Source organism: Mesorhizobium sp. BR1-1-3, assembly GCF_020165455.1.
Classification (GTDB): Bacteria; Pseudomonadota; Alphaproteobacteria; order Rhizobiales; family Rhizobiaceae; genus Mesorhizobium; species Mesorhizobium ciceri.
In genome coordinates this window covers 165662-183123 of sequence record NZ_JAIUIC010000005.1, presented here as the reverse complement: position 1 = coordinate 183123, position 17462 = coordinate 165662, and the positions used below count along the sequence as shown (strand labels likewise).

Here is a 17462-nt window from a genome sequence, read left to right as displayed (position 1 = left end):
AAAGGACCAAGACCCATGGCAAGCCTGTTCAAGCCCAAAGCCCCGAAAGTCGAAGAAGCGACCCGTATGCCTGATGCTCAAGACCCAGCAATCCTGGCAGAGAAGCGCAAGCAAATGGCCGAAATGCGGGCTCGCGGCGGTCGGGATTCGACCATCATGTCCGACAATCTCACCGGCTCTGTCGGCAAGCTGGGCGCCTGATCTATGGCGATAGTCACTGCATCCGCTTCCGATAGCCACCACAAGCTCATGCAGGCCATTGGCGATGCTGTTGCCGCCCATACGCGCCAGTCGCCAATGATGATTGACGAAATCGTCGGCATCCTCGGTTTCTGTGCCGGCGCTGCGATTGTCAGCGGGTGCAAGAGCCACGCGAACCGCAAGAAGATGCGCGCCGTGGTCCGGGCCAACGTCGACCACGGAATGGACGTTATGGCCGGCGCCGCCAGCGGGCTCATCATCCCAGGGGTTCCACAGTGACCGCAACAAGCGCTGCCGTCCAAACGATTGTCGACAACGGCAACCGGCTTTTCAGCGAAAAGACACCGCTGCTGTCGCACTGGCAGGAGTTGGCGGAGCATTTCTATTATGACCGGGCGGACTTCACGTCGCCGCTCAACATTGGCTCCGACTATGCGGCCGGCTCGTTCTCGTCTCGCGCCTCTATCTACCGCCGCGACATGGCGGACCTATACCGCACGATGCTGCGACCGTCCGACTTCTTCGAAGTGAAGTCTCTCGATGACGCCCGCAACAAGGTGCCGGATGCCCGCGCCTGGCTGGAATATGCCACGACGATGCAGCGGGCGGTCATGTACCGCAACGGCGCCGGCTTCACTCGGGCAACGGAAGCTGGCGACCATGATCACCTGACTTTCGGACAGGCGGTAATCGAGTGCGCGGCGACCTCTGACCGGCGCAACGTCTTCTATCGCAATTGGCATCTGCGCGACTGCGCTTGGTCGGAAGACTATGCCGGGTCGGTGTCGGACGTGCACCGCAATTGCAAGCCGACGATTACCCAGCTCATGCAGCTATTTCCCGGCAAGGTGCCAGAAGCGCTGACGCGTGATGCTGAGAAAGATCCATACAAGAAAATCTCTGCCCGTCATGTGGTGGTGCCGGCCGCGTCCTATGACACCGGCATCTCGGTTCGGGCTGATCAGGAGTTCATTTCGCTGTGGGTGCTGCCCGACTGCGAAGGCGAAGTCCTCGAAAACATCGGCCGCACCTTCCGGGGCTATATCGTGCCTCGCGGTCCGACCGTCTCTGGCTCGCAATATGCCCGCTCGGTGTTCACCTCCATCATCTTGCCTGACAGCCGGACGCAACAGGCAATCGAACGCATCCTGCTTGAAGCGGGTGAAAAGGCGATCGACCCGCCGATGATTGCCGCCATGGATGTCATCCGCTCGGATATCGGCCTCGGTGCCGGCGGCATTACCTGGCTGGACAAAGAATATGATGAGCGCTTGGGCGAGGCGCTGCGGCCTCTGGCGCTGGACTTCTCGGGCCTGCCTGCGGGTCAAAACATGTCGGACCGTCTCGACCAGACAATCCGCATGGGCTTCATGACCGACAAGGTGCAGATCCCCGACACGTCCGGCATGACCGCCTACCAAATCCGCAAGGTGGTCGAACAGCAGATGCGGGCTCACATTCCGATGTTTGAGCCGGTCGAAGTCGAATATTCCGAACCGCTTTGCTCCGAGACGTTCAAGGTGATGCGCTCGCTCGGCGCTTTCCCTGCCAATGAAATTCCGGATTCGCTCAAAGGCTCTGGTGTCGAGTTCTCCTTCAAGTCGCCTATCAAGGATCTGGAAGACGAGGGCATGCAACAGAAGCTCATCGAAGGCCTGGGCGTGGTCAAGGAAGCCGCTGCACTCGATCCGATGGTTGCCAAGCTGCCGAACGCTATGGCGATTGCCAAAGACCTCCTACGCCGTACAGGCTGGCCGGAAGAATGGCTCAACGACGACAAGAAGCTTGCCGCTGCGGCTGAACAGATGGCGGCTGCTGCACAGGAACAGACAGCAGCCCAGACCGTGGGCGGTGCTGCTGAAGCTGCCGGCAAGGCCGCTCCGATGGTCAAGGCTCTACAGCAGGCCGCATGACGCAGCACACGCCACGCAATAACGCCCCGCGCGCCGGTCCCATGGCACCGGCCGCATATGACGACCTCGATGTCCAAGCGATCAAGGCGGTTGCTGCGGGCAATGCGTCAGAAGGCCAGCAAAAGCGGGCTCTGGCCTGGATCGTCCACAAAGCGGCGATGACCTACGACGAAATGTTCGTGCCTGGGCAACCAGACGTGGGTCACCACCTGACCGGCCGGCGCAACGTCGGAAACCAGATCCTGAAACTGGTCAACACGCCAATCCATTTGCTGACGAAACCGAAAGGAACAACTGATGTCGGATGACACTCTAGCAGCGGGCGCGGCCTCGGCCGAAAACCCCGCTCCGGGTGCTGCTGAAGCGGCAACGGCTGCCGCCGCTCCTGTGACGACCGAACCGGCGAAACCCGCTCCTGTCGCGGTCCCTGCGCCCGCTGCGGCGGCGCCAGTGGCGGGGGCGGCTGAGCCGGTCAAGGAACCGCCTGCCGATGAAGAAGGCCCTTGGGGCAAGGACTGGCGCGATAAGCTGGCAAAGGGTGATGCAAAGCGCCTGGAACGCCTCGGACGGTTCGCCTCTCCTGAAGCGCTGCTCATCGCGCAAGAGGAAGCCCAGCGCAAGATTTCCGAAGGGCTGAAGCCGAAGGGCAAGCCCGGCGAAAAGGCCACGGCTGAAGAGTGGTCGGCCTACCGCAAGCAGAACAACATTCCCGAAGGGGTCGATGACTTCGTCAAGGCCATTGTCCTGCCTGACAAGCGGGTGATCGGCGACGATGACAAGCCGGTCGTCGCGGCCTTCGCCGAACGCGCCATCAAGAAGGGCATTGCCCCGACCGACATGGCCGAAATGGTGGATGAATATTACGCCTTGCAGGAGGAACAGCAGTTCCAGCAGGCAACCAAGGATGCCGAGTTCAAGAAGCAGGCGGAAGCCACTTTGAAATCTGAGTGGGGCGGCGACATGGCCGGCAATTTCGCTGCGATGCGGCCCTATTTCGAGACCGTCAACCCCGAGCTGTTTGACAACCTCATGGGTGGTCGCATGGCAGACGGGACCAAGGTGGGCAATCACCCTGACGTTTTGAAATTCTTCGCGCATAAGGCGGTCGCCGAAAACCCGCTCGCAACGGTTGTTCCCGCTGGCGGCTCGTCGGCCGAAAGCCTGCATGCAGAGATTGCCACGATGGAAAAGCGGATGCGAGATGACCGCAACGCCTGGCACAAAGACACGAAGGCGCAAGAGCGCTATCGCCAACTGATCACGGCCCGCGACAAGATCAAGGCCTGATATCCCGCTCGAAGACGGCCAACCCGCCACGCGGCTCCGTCAACAGCGGCTCTACCCAAACCAGCACGTAATCAGCGCCGAAGGGCGGTTTAGCGGCTCCAGTTACCCTGGACAACCCGCGACACTGGCCTGCGGACAACCTGCCTACGGCTCCCGATCCCTCAATAGAAGGAATCTGGACCATGGCCGACACGGCATTCCAGAAACAGTACCGACAAGAAACCATCGCCGGTTTTGAAGCCGGTGAAAGCCCGCTGCGCATGTCTGTCACGACTGAGTTCGTGCGGCAGGGCAACGAAGCGATTTTCCTCGTTGCCGATTCCGGCGCCGCCGAAGCTCGCACGCGCGGCGTGAACGGTCTGATCACCGCTCGCGGCGACAACCTCAACCAGTTCACCGCTACTCTGGTCGAGTGGCATGACCTGGCCCGCAAGACCAGCTTCAACATCTTTGCCTCGCAGGGCAATCAGAAGAAGGTCATGCAGGATACGACCCTCAAGGTGATGAACCGCAAGGTCGATTCGGACATCATCACTGAGCTGGCAAACGGCACCGTCGACACTGGCGCCGCTGTCACCGGTTCCCTGGCGCTCGTCACCAAGGCAATCGGCATCCTCGGCCTGGCATCCGTGCCAATCCAGGAAATCGACAACATGTGGGGCCTCATCAGCCCGGCAATGCTGACGTACTTCATGCGCGACGCAACCTTCACGTCGAAGGATTACGTCGACGTGCAGCCGTTGGCCGGCGGTCCGATCAAGCGCGTCATGCGTTGGGCCGGCGTCAACTGGCTGGTGCACCCGAACGTTCCGGGCGTCGGTACGAACGCTGAAAAGTGCTTCCTCTACCACCGCTCGTCCATCGGCCACGCTGCCGATGTCGAGAACCTTGAATCCCTTGTCGGCTACGACGAAGAGCAGGCTTATTCCTGGGCTCGTTGCTCCGCCTTCATGGGCTCCAAGCTGCTGCAAAACAGCGGCGTTGTTGTCATGAACCATGATGGCTCTGCCATCGTCGGCGTCTAAGGAGGGCTGAAACCATGGCTTACGCAACTACCAACCCTCCGGTCCTGATCGCTCAGGGCATCGCTGGCTTCCGTCTCTGGAAGTACGAATCCGTCGACGCGGCCACGTTGGTCCGCGTCTCGGGCTACTTCACGAACGGCTGGCAGCTCGGCATGCGTGCGAATGACATCATCTTCGTCACCGACACGGATAGCTCGAACGCCACCACCATGCACACGGTCAACTCGGCTTCGTCCTCGGGCGTCGATCTGACTGACGGCCTGGCTGTCGGCACCACCGACACCGACTGAGGCAATACGGGCGGGACGCTTCGGCTCCCGCCCTTCCTCTTTCCCCTCGAAAGGATGCGGCAATGGCCGATGCAATCCCGATTGTGGCGGGTGATTCCGCCTCCACCAAGTCCATGCCGGTCATCCTCGTTGACCCGGATGGCAAGATTTCCAGCAACGGCGAGTTCGAAACCGTCGCTGCTTCCCAGACTGACCAAGTGATGGGTGCTGCCGGCGCTATCGGCGATGTCCTCGCGTCGCTGGTCTGTGTCGTCGCTACTGCTGCCACGGCGCAAGTCCAGATCAAGGACGGCGCCGGCTCGGCAATCACGGTCCTACCGAACAGCCCAGGCGGCGGCGTCGGTACCTACACCATCCTGCTCAATCTCCGGTCACTGGCCGGGGCTTGGAAGATTACCACCGGGGCGGGCGTATCGGTCATCGCCACCGGCAATTTCACCTGAAGGAGCTACCATGCCTCTGAACGTCAACGGCCTCGTGCTGGCCGAAAGCAAGCGCACGGTCTACCGGGTTTCGCTCTACGCCAACACCAAGCCGGAAGACCTTCTCGACCCTGCCTTCTGGGTCCATGTCGGGCCACAGATGCGAGCGGACGACCGTATCGAGGTTGTCGGCTTCGATAAGGCATGGTTTGGCGAAGTTATCGTCCTCGAAGTGGGCAAGGGTGCCGCTGGCGGCGCGCGCGTGGCCTATATCGCCGGTCCTACGCCCCTCACAAACGAAAACAGCCTGGCCAAGCCATCGGAGCATGAAGTGCGATGGGGCGGCCCAAATGGCGGCTGGCGGGTGATCCGCACGAAGGACAAGACGGTCCTGGCCGACATGCTCGATTCCAAGGAAGCGGGCCTCGCGTGGATCTCGGAACACCTCAAGGCGGCCTAATCCATGACGGATCAGCTTTCCCTCTACAATGGCGCCCTGATCAAGCTGGGTCAGCCGCGCCTTTCCGCCCTCACGGATGAAGGGAAAGCGCGCCGTGCGCTCGACGCTGAATATGCAAAGACCCTGAAGGCCTGTCTCGAGGCGGCCTTCTGGAATTTCGCCATGCGCTTCGTCCAGCTCGAAGCCACACCGTCAGTCGGTAGTTCGTTTGGCTACCGGTATGTTTTCGACAAGCCGGATGACTGGATCCGCACGGCCGGCGTGACGCTTGACGGCTATGGGAAGGTGCCGCTTCTCGATTATGACGACAGGGCGAGCCTGCTCCTGGCCGACAACGAAACGATCTATCTCCGCTACGTTTCGAACGACCAGGACTACGGGATGGATCTCGGCCTGTGGCCGCAGACCTTCGTTGACTTTGTAGAGACAAGCCTAGCCTGGACGGTTTGCGAGGAAGTGACCGGCTCGGCCGATCGGAAAGACCGGCTCGAAAAGGCGCGTAGCATCGCAAAATACAAGGCATCGAACACGGATGCCATGAATGAGGCGGTTACGCGCTATCCGCCTGCTGGCCGGCTGGTGCAAAGCCGGGGTTCGTCCTCGCGGCGTCGGCCTGAAGGCCTTCGCTGATGGCAAAGACCAATGCGCCGCTGCTGGCATTTAACCGCGGGCTTGTCTCAAGCTCTGCGCTGACGCGCGTTGACGTCGATCGCATCCGCCTTTCTGCCGAAATCATGGAGAACTGGTTGCCGAAGACGGCCGGCGCCATGTTTCTTCGCCCTGGCTTTGGCTACATCGGGACGAACCGAAATAGCGCCTTTGGCATCGACATTCCCTTTGTTGCGTCGACAACCGACACGGCATTGATAGAGATGGCGGACGGCAAGATGCGGGTTCGCGTCAATGATGCGCTGGTCTCGCGTGTGTCCGTTGCGACCACCATTTCAAACAGCACATTCGCCACTTCAGCGAGCTGGACGGATGGGTCGACCAATGGCGGAGCGTTGACGTTCGGCGGCTCTGGACTTGTCCTCAATGCGGTAAATGTCGGTGGCCTGGCTCTCTGCCAACGCCAGATTACCGTTTCCGGTGGCGACGCGAACAAACGGCATGCACTCAACATCAGCGTGACGCGCGGCCCGGTGACATTCCGATGCGGTTCAACCTCGGGCGGTGACGAATACATCTCTGAGACCGCCCTGCGGACTGGTGTCCACAGCCTGGCTTTCACGCCAACCGGGAGCTTCTACGTCCAGTTTCAAAATGATCTGGACATCGACAAGATTGTTGCATCCTGCCAAGTCGCTTCTGCCGGCACAATGGAATTGGATACCCCCTATGCCGCTGCTGATTTGCCCTATGTCCGGTGGGACCAGTCAGCCGATGTGCTGTTCCTGGCCTGCGACGGTTACCAGCAGCGCCGCATTGAGAGGCGGTCAACTGATAGCTGGTCGATCGCTCTCTATGCACCTGAGAATGGACCTTTCTTCAGTGCGCGTAGCGCCAAGGTAAAGCTGAAGGTCGCGGCCACGAATGGAAACACGACACTTACGTCCGATTTGCCGTTCTTCAAGGCAGCCCATGTCGGGGCTCTTTTCCGGGTCTTCAACGAGGGCGTCGGACAAGACTATAAGCTCGGCGCCGCAGACACATTCACCGATGCCTTTCGCGTCACTGGTGTGGTCGGTTCCGCCAACGAGTACAACGATAGGAATTGGACCTATTCGGTTTCGGGAACGTGGGCAGGTACGCTCCGCTGGCAGCGTTCGTTTGACGGGGAAGACACCGGCTTCAAGCGCTTCCGAAAGGTTGTTTCATCTTCGGCGACGGACATAACCGCGAACGTTGGAACCACCACAAACGATGAGACCGACGACAACGCCATCATCTACTACAAACTCGGGTTCGAGGCCGGGGAATATACGTCTGGAACCGCTTTGGTGCGGATCGATTACGATGGTGGCGGCGGCTATGGAATTTGCCGGGTTCTGTCGGTCAATTCGTCTTTAGAAGCTGTTGTCGAGGTGCTGAGCCGCTTCAACACTACGGAACCTTCGGACAATTGGCAGGAGGGAATCTGGTCGACCAAGCAGGGATGGCCTAGCGCCGTTGCCTTCGACAAAGGCCGGCTGGGCTGGGCGGGCAAGTCTCGCTTCATCTTCTCCGTGTCGGATGACTACGAGGACTTTGACCCCGATTTCGAAGGCGATGCGGGGCCGATCAACCGCACGCTCGGCTCTGGGCCTGTCGACACGATCAACTTCATGCTCTCGCTCAGCCGGCCGATCATTGGAACGCCTGGCGCTGAATTCTCGATCAAGTCATCATCGTTCGATGAGCCGCTGACGCCACAAAATTCCCAAGCTGGCGCACCGTCGACGCAAGGCTCTCGCCAAGGCGTGGCGGCGGTCAAAATCGATGGTCGCGGGATCTTCGCGCAAAGGTCCGGCAAGCGCCTCTTTGAACTAATCTTCGATCCAGGCACATACGAATATTCGCCGCGCGACCTGACGCTGCTTTGCCCCGATCTGACCGGCTCGGCCAATGTCGTGGGTATGGCCATTCAGCGCCAGCCGGATAGCCGCATTCACGTCTGGCTGGATGATGGGACGGTTGTTCTACTGACCTATGAGCCCTCGGAAGACGTGACTTGCTGGTCGCGGATCTCGCTTGGCGGTAGCGGCTTTATCGAAGGCGTGGCGGTTCTGCCGGGCGAAGACGAAGACCAGGTCTATTACCGCGCCCGCCGCACTGTGAGCGCATCGACCGTTCGCTATCTGGAAAAGATGGCGATGGAATCCGAATGTCTCGGCGGCACCACGAACAAGCAGGCTGACGCGTTCATCGTGGTGCCATCCGTGACGGGGACGAGCGTAACCGGCCTATCGCATCTGAACGGGCTGAGTGTGGTCGCCTGGGGGGCAGGGAAGTATCTGGGCGCCTACACCGTCTCCGCCGGGTCGATCACGCTAGGCGCTGCTGTGGCGGCTGCTGATGTCATGGTGGGGCTACCTTACACCGCTCTGTATCAGTCAACGAAGCTGGCCTATGCGGCATCGGCCGGCACGGCGCTGAGCCAAATCAAACGGGTGAACTATGTCGGCCTGATCATGGGTCGCGTCCACAACGACGGGATCGAAGTCGGCCGCGACTTTTCGAACATGGACAAGCTGCCTCGGCTTTATCAGGGGCGGCCCGTCACTGCCGATGAAATCTTCACCGATTACGAAGAGCCCGCAACCTCCTTTGGCGGGGAGTGGAAGCCTGACAGCCGTCTTTGCATCCGCGCAACTGCTCCCAAGCCCTGCGTTCTGAACGCGGCGGTTGTGACAGTCGAGACCAACGACAAAGTCTGATGGCTCACGAAGTCGTTCCGCTGACGCGGGAACACCTCATTGAATGGTACGGCGACCAGGGCAGGGGGCCAACCGTGCGCGGAATCGCCGGGCTGGTCGACGGCAAGCTGGCGGCGGTCGCGGGCTTCTGGTTCTCGGGTGGCAACGTGATTGCCTTCTGCTCACTGAAGGACGAGGCGCGGCCTTATCGCCACGCGATCCACCGCACGGCGCTGTCCCTGCTGGAAGACGCCAAGGCGCGTCACCGGCGAATTATCGCGCTCTGCGACCGCGACGAAAAGACCTCGGCAAAATGGCTCTCGCGGCTTGGGTTCAAGCCAGACGATGGGGATATCTGGACATGGCAGACTTCGGACTAAGCGCAATCATCGGCCTCGTCGGCACTGCGGTTTCCGCTGCTGGCACGCTAGCGGCCGGCGCGGCGCAGAAGAGCGCTGCCGATTATCAGGCGGCCCAGCTCGACCAGCAGGCCAAGGAAGAGACGGCTGCGGCCCAGCGTGAGGCGCAGCGCGCGGATAAGGAAAAGAAGTTCGTCCTGTCTCGTCAACAGGCCGTGGCGGGCGCGTCTGGCCTCGGCGCTCTCGATGAGACCGTCCAGAGCCTTGCCGGCGATGTCATCACCCAAGGTGAAGTCAACAAGGGCATGATTTCCTACGGGGGCCAAGAGCGCGCCAAGGGGCGCCGGGCGCAAGCCGTGTCGGCTCGCATGGAAGGCAAGGCCGCGCAAACCGGGTCTTACTTCGGTGCGGCCGGCACGCTGATGGATGGCGTGGGCTCCTTCGCGAAGGACTGGAAACAGCCGGCCTATAACGCGCCTTCCTCGGGGATTTATTACTGATGGCCTTGAAACTGCCTGGTGCTGAAGACCTGAGCGCGCCGGTTAGCGGGCGCTCTGGCCGTCCTATCGCTACCTTCGACACTTCGGCTATCGGTCGCGGCGTTGCGCAGCTCGGCGCCGGCCTTCAGTCTATGTCGAATAGCCTCAAGGTGAAGGAAACCCAGGCGAAAGAAACGGTCGACAAGACCCAGCTTTTCGAGACGGAAAGCCGTTATCAGCAGTTCAAATCGGCCCAGGCCCAGGCGCTCACCGCTGCCGGCGACAAGGCCGAACCGGGCGCGTTCGGCTTCAAAGAGCAGTATCTGGGCGCTTACAAGGAAGCCGCGAAGCAGTTCATGCAGACGGTGCCGGCTGAGCTAAAGCCGGTCTATGACGCCAAGCTTTTCAGCACGGAAGAAAGCCTCGTCAACGGCGACGGTGGCGCAACCGATTTCGAGCGTAAGCAGCGCAAGGCCTATTACAAAACCAATATCGATGAGGGCCTGACGGCTATCGAAAGCCGGCTCTATAGCGACCCGGCGAAGTTCGATGACGCCGTCTTCGAAGGCAACAACTTCATTGATGCAATTCCCGATGAAGACGTGAACCCGATTGAGAAGGACGCGCTGCGCCGTGGCTGGAAGGCTAAGGCGCAAATGGCGGCTCTCAACGGCATGAAGCCCTCCGAACGTCTCCGCGCGCTCGGGGAGGCTCCGGGCAACGACGACATCATCAACGCCATGAAGGGCGTCGAAAGCGAGGGCGACCCTAACGCAGTTTCGCCGAAGGGCGCTATCGGCACAATGCAGGTGATGCCCGAGACCGGCGCCGAAATCGCACAGGAGATTGGCGATACCAACTTCCCGAAGGACCCGGATGCACAAGTTGAGTATCTGAAAGACCCTGACATCTCGGAAAAGTACGGCGCCTATTATTACAACAAGATGCTGGCCCGCTACGATGGCGATCAGGAAGCGGCGCTCATCGCCTACAATGGCGGTGCCGATCGGGCCGACAAATGGATTGCCGGCGGTCGCAACGATAGCGTCATCCCGCAGGAATCGGCCGACTATTACAAGAAGGTTCTGGCGCGGGTTCATGGCGGCGGGGCTGATGGTGGCGTCCAGTCGGCACCTCGTGGGCTGAAAGAACCTGGCAACATCGATTTGAACGCGCGGCCTGTGGTCAAGAATGCCGATGGCACGATTTCAACCGTGCGCTCGATCTCTTTCGAGGAAGACGGCAAGGAAGTCCTAATCCCGACTGTTTCGGACGATGGCAAAATCCTGAGCAACCAAGACGCCATCAAGCTCTATCGTGAGACCGGCAAGCACCTTGGCAAGTTCGACAATGCCGATGACGCCACCGCCTACGCGCAAGACCTCCACAATGCCCAGGCGAAGCAATACGGCGGCAAGGAACAGCCTATCGTCATCGGCGACCAGCCCGGCCGCGTAGGCTCTGCTGATGTTGCCGGCGTCAACAGCGTCGTCATCGACCGCTTTAAGAAGGTGCAGGACGCCTTTGGCGCTTCGGTGCCTATCGTCTCGGGCTATCGTGACCCGGAACGGAACGCACGGGCAGGCGGCGCGCGAAAGTCCGAACACATGCACGGCAACGCGCTGGACCTCGATGTCAGCAAAATGTCGACGGAAGACCGCGTCCGGCTGATCCAGACCGCTTCGTCTCTCGGCTTTACCGGCATCGGTGTCTATGCCAACTCCATCCACCTCGATATCGGTTCGCGCCGCGCCTGGGGTGGGTCGCATCACTCGGACAGCGTTCCGTCGTGGGCTCGTGGCGCTATCGACGCGCACATGTCCGGGAAGTCCGTACCTCTTGGCCAGCGTGGCGCTGCCGGGTTCAAGGTAGATCCTCGTTTCGCCGACATGGACTATGTGACCCGCGACACTCTGGCGAAGGGTGCGCAAAAGGATATTCAGACCGAAGCCACGGCGGCGCGCGTTCAGCAGCAGGCGCAATACAAAGCCTATGACGACGCTATCGGGCTCGGTGTCGAGACCGGCAAGATTGTCAGCGAAGACCAGATCCTGAGTGATCCGGTCCTTGATGACGGCGACATCACGAAGCAGCTCAAGGCCTTCCGCTCAAAGCAGAAGGAAGACGGCGGCGTCGGGGCGCTGGTGTCGGCAATCCTGGCCGGAAGCCCTGCGGCATCGGTCAACAGCTTCGACGGCGACCAGAAGTCCACGGCCAACAAGGCCTATGACCGGATGATGAAGCTGACGCCTGAAGATCAACAACCGGTTGTGACGCAAGGCTTCGTCAAGGCGACTGGCTACATTCCCGACACGCTACAGGCCAAGGTTCGGCAGGGCGCAGCCTCGAAAGACCCTGCCGTCTTCGCTGCCGCCATGTCGCAAGCCGACGCCCTACAGACAACGGCGCCGGTCTCATTCGGCGCCGTCGAAGGCGCGGCCGACATTCGCGACAAGCTGGCCGCCTTCCGGCACTTCGTCAATGATCGGGGCATGTCCGGCGAAGAGGCATCGCAGCGCATCATGTCGATGGATGATCCGGCGCAAAAGGTGAATCGCGAAGTTCTCAAACCTGGGCTGGACAAGTTCACCAAGACGCTTTCGGTTGCCGATGTCACGAACGCGTTTGACCCTGGCATCTTCTCGTCTGAGCCTGGCGCCGGGATCGTCTCGCTACAGTCGAGCGCGCTCCTGGCTGAGTACAAGGAAATAGCCGAAGAAAAGTTCTACGATACAGGCGGCGACGCTGGCGCGGCGAAGGCCCAGGCCCTGGCGGAAATGAAAACCCGCTGGAATATCAGCAACATTTCCGGCTCGCCTAACCTGATGCGGCTGCCGCCTGAGCTGCATTATCCGCCGATCGAAGGCAAGTTTGACTACCTGCGCAGCGATGCCATGAAGACGGCGGAAGAGTACGTCGCCGGCCTGCATGACGGGCGCAAGGTCGAGAATGTCGCCATCATCCCGAACGAGAACACGCGCGCCGATATCGAGATGAAGCGCCCGCCGCGCTACCGGCTGTTTTATACCTACTTGGAAGGCGGCCAGACCAAGTTCGATGAAGTGTTTGCGGGGCCGTGGGGCATCGATCCCAAGACCTTGAACGCTGGCGTTGCCAAGAGCGGGGAAGCCGACAAGAAACGCTTCCTGACCCGCCACGGGGTCGAGGACAAGGCCAACGATATCGAGCGCGGCGCGGCTGCGAAGGCCAAGGCAATCAACCAAGACCCGAACACCCAGGACTTCATCAAGGCTCTGGGCTCGGAAGCGACCATCGGCGCCGGCAAGGTACAGGCAGATATGTTGCGCTCCGAAGGCCAGCAGGCGGACACGCCACCGGCCGAGCCGGCGCCGGGAACAAACACCTATGACGGAAGCCAGAAATCAGGCTTTGGCTCTACGCCGGGGGGCAATTTCTGATGCCTATCGTCCAGTACCCTGAAGACCGGCCGGCGCTCGGCACGTTTGGCGCCGTCGATTACAAGCCGGGTCAAGAAAGCGAAGTTGCGCCCGACATTGCAACGCTGCTCGGTGCCGCTTTCAGGCAGGACAACACCGTCGCCTCCATGGCGACGAACAAACTGGCCGGTGTCGACACTGCTACCCGAGACGGAGTTACCGGTGACGAGATTTGGGGTCAGATCAAAGGCACCAAATACGAAGCGCATTCCGACCGCTTCATGCCGATTTTCAATCGTCCAGCATTCGAGGCGATGAAATCACAAATCGACATGGAAGAGGAGGACAGGCGGACTGTGGATTCGGCCGGGTGGTGGGGGACTGGCGCTTCCATGCTTGCCGGCGGTCTCGACTTGCCATCGCTTATTCCTGGCGGTGAACTGGTCAGCGGCGTTCGAATGGGTCAAGCAGTGGTGCGCACCGGCCTGCGAACCAGCGTTGCGGGCGCTCTCGCCGCCGGCACTTCTGAGGTGGCCCTTCAGGCATCGCAGCAGACGCGCCCGTTGAGCGAAAGCGCTATGAATATCGGGTCGGGTGCCATTCTATCCGGCTTGCTCGGCGCTGGCGCTGGTGCGCTGTTCTCCCATGCTGAGCGCAAGGCCGCGTTTTCCTCCATCGAAAAAGCGTTGCAGGCCCACGTTCCGACGCCCGATGACGTGGCGGCCCATGCTGAAGGTTTAGGCATGGGTGGTAACGCGGTCGGTGGGGGCGCGCAAGCCGTCGACAAGCCTGTCCTGGGGGACTACGGCATCGCCTCGGGCGCCAAGTCGGTCGGCGCTTTGCAGGCTGGTTTCAACCCGCTGTTGCGCGCTGCACATAGTCCCTCGGCCGTCCATCGCTCTATCATGGCGGACCTGGCCGAAACCGGCTTCTATCTCGAAAAGAACGTGCGGGGCGAAGGCAATCTCGCGGTCGAAAGCGCGGTCAAGTATTGGGACCGTGGCGCCCTGACCAAGGGCCTCGATGACATGCGCCAGATTTACAAGGAGGCCCGCGCTAAGGGCGGACTGGATCTGAACCCGGAAGAGTTTCGCACTGCTGTCAGCTATGCCATGCGTCGCAGCGATGTCGGGGACCATGAAGCGGTTTCGAAGGCGGCGGCATCCTGGCGCAAGACACTCTTTGACCCGCTGAAGGATGAGGCCATTGAGGCGGGTCTTCTGCCGGCCGATGTCAACGTCAAGACGGCAACGTCTTATCTGACACGCCTCTGGAATTCCAACCGGCTCAACGCTGGCGAAGACCGCTTCAAGCAAATCGTGCGGCCCTGGATCGATGACCAGCTAGCGCAGTTGGAATTCAAGGCCGATGAGATCCGCGTGGGCAACAAGATTGTCGACGCGGAAAAGAAGCGTGAAGCGTTCGGCAAGGTGACTGAACGGCTCGATTCGATAGAAGGCCGTCTCGCCGATCGGAAAGCCCTGCGCGAGCGCAAGCAAGCCTCGCTGGGCCAAATGCAGCAAACCCGTCTGGACGTGCTGAAGGAACGCGCGCCACCTGATGTGGTCAAGATGCTGCGCGGTGCTGACGAAAATGCTGTGATGGTCGATACCGTCAAGCAGGCGAGGGCGGCTGAACGCTCTGCCAACAAGAAACAATCCTTTGCTGAACGGTCGCCGGTCCTGGCGTTGATCAAAGGCAAGGGCGGCGTCCGCATCGGCACGAAACTCGACAACGAGCTCCGGGCGATGGGCGTGACGCCAAAGACGCATCCGGGCATGTTCGTTAAAAAGGGCGGGATTGGCGATGTCGACAACTTCGTCCATGCCGAAGATGAGATGTTTGCGAACCTCCCGCAAGATGGCAACGGCTACGTCGATCCTGTAACCGTTATGGAATCGATCCGCTCCGAACTGGCCGGCAACCCTTTGCGCACGCCAGAGGAAGAGGCTACAGCGGCGGCGCTCGATAATCTGGACAAAGTGGCCTCTGAATGGCTGGACCGCGTTGGGCTGGCTCCTAACGCCTCGGTGAAGGACGTTCGGGATTTCATCGGCCGTGTGGTCGGCGCCGAAAACAACACAACCGGCATTGATTCGCGCATCTCCCGTTTCGAACAGGAGATTGAGCAATTCGACCGCGTTACCGATGGCATCGTCAACGAAAGCAAAATCACCGCTGCTGAAGCTAAGACGGTAGGCGAAGAGCTGGACAGCCTGGAAGCCGAACTTGAAGCCGTGCGGGATTTTGCCAACGCTTCGCCGCGCGTGGGCCTGGTGGTCGACTATGGCACCACACGCCGCGACCTCTTCAAGTCGAAGCTGAAGGAACGCACCCTTTCAAAGCGTGTCGACGCTCTCAAGCGCCTTGATGCCGAAGGTGGCGCGAATGACGATATCCTGGCCGAACTCGCTGCAAAGTCCATCGAACTGGACCGGCTGCGCGCCAACATCGACGGGCTTAAGGTGAAGGCCGACAAGCTGGAACCGATGATGCCCAAGGTGAAGCAGGAAATCCCTGATTTCGTTTCGCCGGCCGATCGGGCGGATTATGTCAAAGGCATCGTTGACGATATCTTTTCCCAGCTTACCGGACGCGCCAACCAGGGCATGCCCTCCTACGATATGACGATGTCATCGCGCGGCCCGCTGAAGGAACGAACCTTCAACATTCCCGACCATCTGATTGAAGATTTTCTCGAACACGACATTGAGCTGATCGGCCGTCGCTATGCCCGCGTTATGGCGGCCGATGTCGAATTGACCAATATGGACAAGCGTCTTGGTGGGGCTGGCAAGCCGACACTGGCAAGCCAGCTCGACCGGGTGAAGAACGATTATCTGACGCTGCGCGAAGCGGTGAATGCCAATCCGGACTTTGAGCCGAAGGCGCGGGAAAAGGCGCTGAAGGAGCTGGCCAAAAGCGAAAAGAACGATGTCGAAGACATTGGCGGCGTTCGCGATTTGCTGCGCGGGCAATACAAGGTCGACACTCAACACACGAATTTCGCTCGCGTGCTGCGGATGGCCGGCGTGTTCAACTTCATGCGCTCCCTCGGCGGTGTCGTGGTGTCGTCCCTTTCCGATGCAGCCCGGCCGCCGATGGTTCACGGCATGTCGCGCTATATGAGCGAAGGCATTGCCCCGCTGGTCACCAACCTCAAGGCGGTGAAGCTGGCTGTTGAGGACGCCAAACTTTTGGGCGCGGTGACGGAGCGGTCGTTGCAAAGCCGCCTGGCAACGATGGCTGAGCTGGCGGACCCGTACTCCAGCCATTCGCCCTTTGAAAGGTTCATCGACAATGCGGCAAACGTCTTTTCGAAAATGACGCTGCTGCCTTGGTGGAACGATATCCACAAGTCGATTGCCTCGGTTCTGGTGCAAAACCGGCTGCTGAAAAACGCCGCGGTCGATTACGAAAAGCTGGCGCCTGGTGAACTTAGATACATGGGCTTCCTCGGCGTCGATGCTCATATGGCCGAACGCATCGCGAAGCAGTTTGACGAGTTCGGCGATGTCGACGGCAACGTCCACATTCCCGGCCTCGCGAACTGGACCGACGAGGGCGCAAGGCGCGCGTTTGCCGGGGCGGTCAACAAGGACGTGGACAGCATCATCGTCACCAAGTCAGTTGCCGACGTGCCGCTGTTCGCACACACCCCGACCGGGCGGGCCCTGCTCCAATTCAAAAGCTTTGCCTTGGCGTCAAATCAACGGGTGCTGATGCGCGGCCTTCAGGAAGGGCCGGGCTCGTTCATCACCGGCACGGTGGGGATGACGGCTCTTGGAATGTTGACGTTCTACCTTAAGCAGGTGGAATCGAACCGTGACCTGAACGACAACCCTGGCCGATGGGTCGCTGAAGGCCTCGACCGATCGGGCGTGTTCCAGCTCGCGTTCGAAGTCAACAACACCTGGGAAAAGCTAGGCGGTTCGGGAATCTATGCGCTCGCTGGCGCGGCATTCCCCGACGCGACGCAGCGGGCGCCGGCCTCTCGATACGCCAACCGGGACGCCTTCGGCGCTCTGCTTGGCCCGTCCTTCCAACTCGGAACCGATGTAGCGCAATTGCTGGGCATCGGTGCGCGGGCAACGCACGGCGACATCGATATCAAAGGTGCGGACATTAACCGCGCGATTGGCATGACGCCGTTCGCGACGCTGCCCTATTGGCGGTGGATCATTGAGGGCGGTTTCGGTGTTGGCGATGCCGGCATCAAGCCGCAACTGAAACAGGCGGTCGGCGACTAGCAGTTATAGGTGTCGTCGGATCTGCCGCCGTAATTCCAGCATT

Annotated in this window: 15 protein-coding genes; all 15 read left to right on the top strand. The window is 60.6% G+C overall.

Annotated features, from left to right (window positions below; all coding sequences use genetic code 11):
• Positions 1-15: 15 nt before the first annotated feature.
• A complete protein-coding gene (locus LB559_RS13475; protein ID WP_224674245.1) occupies positions 16-201 on the top strand; it encodes a hypothetical protein in 186 nt (61 codons plus the stop codon).
• A gap of 48 nt (positions 202-249) precedes the next feature.
• A complete protein-coding gene (locus tag LB559_RS13470) occupies positions 250-480 on the top strand; it encodes a hypothetical protein (RefSeq protein ID WP_224674244.1) in 231 nt (76 codons plus the stop codon).
• Positions 477-2114 (top strand): portal protein, encoded by a 1638-nt coding sequence (locus tag LB559_RS13465; RefSeq protein ID WP_224674243.1) that lies wholly within the window; start codon positions 477-479, stop codon positions 2112-2114. Before LB559_RS13470 ends, LB559_RS13465 begins: the two co-directional genes overlap by 4 nt.
• On the top strand, positions 2111-2422 hold the full coding sequence (locus LB559_RS13460) for a hypothetical protein (RefSeq protein WP_224674242.1): 312 nt from the start codon (positions 2111-2113) through the stop codon (positions 2420-2422). Before LB559_RS13465 ends, LB559_RS13460 begins: the two co-directional genes overlap by 4 nt.
• Positions 2412-3401, top strand: a complete 990-nt coding sequence (locus LB559_RS13455) for a hypothetical protein (RefSeq protein WP_224674241.1) — start codon at positions 2412-2414, stop codon at positions 3399-3401. Before LB559_RS13460 ends, LB559_RS13455 begins: the two co-directional genes overlap by 11 nt.
• Positions 3402-3583: 182 nt before the next feature.
• The gene (locus tag LB559_RS13450; RefSeq protein ID WP_224674240.1) at positions 3584-4426 is read left to right on the top strand and encodes a phage capsid protein; all 843 of its coding nucleotides are present in this window, start codon (positions 3584-3586) and stop codon (positions 4424-4426) included.
• Between the two features lie 14 nt (positions 4427-4440).
• Entirely contained in the window at positions 4441-4716 is a 276-nt protein-coding gene (locus LB559_RS13445; protein WP_224674239.1) for a hypothetical protein, read from the top strand.
• A gap of 62 nt (positions 4717-4778) precedes the next feature.
• Complete coding sequence (locus LB559_RS13440; RefSeq protein WP_224674238.1) at positions 4779-5159, top strand: hypothetical protein; 381 nt, start codon at positions 4779-4781, stop codon at positions 5157-5159.
• Positions 5160-5169: 10 nt separating this feature from the next.
• On the top strand, positions 5170-5598 hold the full coding sequence (locus LB559_RS13435; protein WP_224674237.1) for a hypothetical protein: 429 nt from the start codon (positions 5170-5172) through the stop codon (positions 5596-5598).
• Between the two features lie 3 nt (positions 5599-5601).
• Positions 5602-6228: a hypothetical protein gene (locus tag LB559_RS13430; RefSeq protein ID WP_224674236.1), complete on the top strand. Its 627-nt coding sequence runs from the start codon at positions 5602-5604 to the stop codon at positions 6226-6228.
• Positions 6228-8954, top strand: a complete 2727-nt coding sequence (locus tag LB559_RS13425) for a hypothetical protein (RefSeq protein WP_224674235.1) — start codon at positions 6228-6230, stop codon at positions 8952-8954. The genes LB559_RS13430 and LB559_RS13425 overlap by 1 nt, the downstream gene beginning before the upstream one ends.
• Positions 8954-9313, top strand: coding sequence for a hypothetical protein (locus LB559_RS13420; protein ID WP_224674234.1), 360 nt, complete (start codon positions 8954-8956; stop codon positions 9311-9313). Before LB559_RS13425 ends, LB559_RS13420 begins: the two co-directional genes overlap by 1 nt.
• Positions 9295-9792 carry a hypothetical protein gene (locus LB559_RS13415; protein WP_224674233.1) on the top strand — a complete coding sequence of 166 codons (498 nt, stop codon included), beginning with the start codon at positions 9295-9297 and terminating at the stop codon, positions 9790-9792. Before LB559_RS13420 ends, LB559_RS13415 begins: the two co-directional genes overlap by 19 nt.
• A complete protein-coding gene (locus LB559_RS13410) occupies positions 9792-13190 on the top strand; it encodes a transglycosylase SLT domain-containing protein (RefSeq protein ID WP_224674232.1) in 3399 nt (1132 codons plus the stop codon). Before LB559_RS13415 ends, LB559_RS13410 begins: the two co-directional genes overlap by 1 nt.
• Positions 13190-17419 (top strand): hypothetical protein, encoded by a 4230-nt coding sequence (locus LB559_RS13405; protein WP_224674231.1) that lies wholly within the window; start codon positions 13190-13192, stop codon positions 17417-17419. Before LB559_RS13410 ends, LB559_RS13405 begins: the two co-directional genes overlap by 1 nt.
• Positions 17420-17462: the final 43 nt, after the last annotated feature.

Excerpts from the sequence above, each read along its gene's own strand:
- LB559_RS13475 (WP_224674245.1), top strand. The coding sequence starts at position 16 with ATGGCAAGCCTGTTCAAGCCCAAAGCCCCGAAAGTCGAAGAAGCGACC.
- LB559_RS13470 (WP_224674244.1), top strand. The coding sequence starts at position 250 with ATGCAGGCCATTGGCGATGCTGTTGCCGCCCATACGCGCCAGTCGCCA.
- LB559_RS13460 (WP_224674242.1), top strand. The coding sequence starts at position 2,111 with ATGACGCAGCACACGCCACGCAATAACGCCCCGCGCGCCGGTCCCATG.
- LB559_RS13455 (WP_224674241.1), top strand. The coding sequence starts at position 2,412 with ATGTCGGATGACACTCTAGCAGCGGGCGCGGCCTCGGCCGAAAACCCC.
- LB559_RS13450 (WP_224674240.1), top strand. The coding sequence starts at position 3,584 with ATGGCCGACACGGCATTCCAGAAACAGTACCGACAAGAAACCATCGCC.
- LB559_RS13445 (WP_224674239.1), top strand. The coding sequence starts at position 4,441 with ATGGCTTACGCAACTACCAACCCTCCGGTCCTGATCGCTCAGGGCATC.
- LB559_RS13440 (WP_224674238.1), top strand. The coding sequence starts at position 4,779 with ATGGCCGATGCAATCCCGATTGTGGCGGGTGATTCCGCCTCCACCAAG.
- LB559_RS13435 (WP_224674237.1), top strand. The coding sequence starts at position 5,170 with ATGCCTCTGAACGTCAACGGCCTCGTGCTGGCCGAAAGCAAGCGCACG.
- LB559_RS13430 (WP_224674236.1), top strand. The coding sequence starts at position 5,602 with ATGACGGATCAGCTTTCCCTCTACAATGGCGCCCTGATCAAGCTGGGT.
- LB559_RS13425 (WP_224674235.1), top strand. The coding sequence starts at position 6,228 with ATGGCAAAGACCAATGCGCCGCTGCTGGCATTTAACCGCGGGCTTGTC.
- LB559_RS13420 (WP_224674234.1), top strand. The coding sequence starts at position 8,954 with ATGGCTCACGAAGTCGTTCCGCTGACGCGGGAACACCTCATTGAATGG.
- LB559_RS13415 (WP_224674233.1), top strand. The coding sequence starts at position 9,295 with ATGGCAGACTTCGGACTAAGCGCAATCATCGGCCTCGTCGGCACTGCG.
- LB559_RS13410 (WP_224674232.1), top strand. The coding sequence starts at position 9,792 with ATGGCCTTGAAACTGCCTGGTGCTGAAGACCTGAGCGCGCCGGTTAGC.
- LB559_RS13405 (WP_224674231.1), top strand. The coding sequence starts at position 13,190 with ATGCCTATCGTCCAGTACCCTGAAGACCGGCCGGCGCTCGGCACGTTT.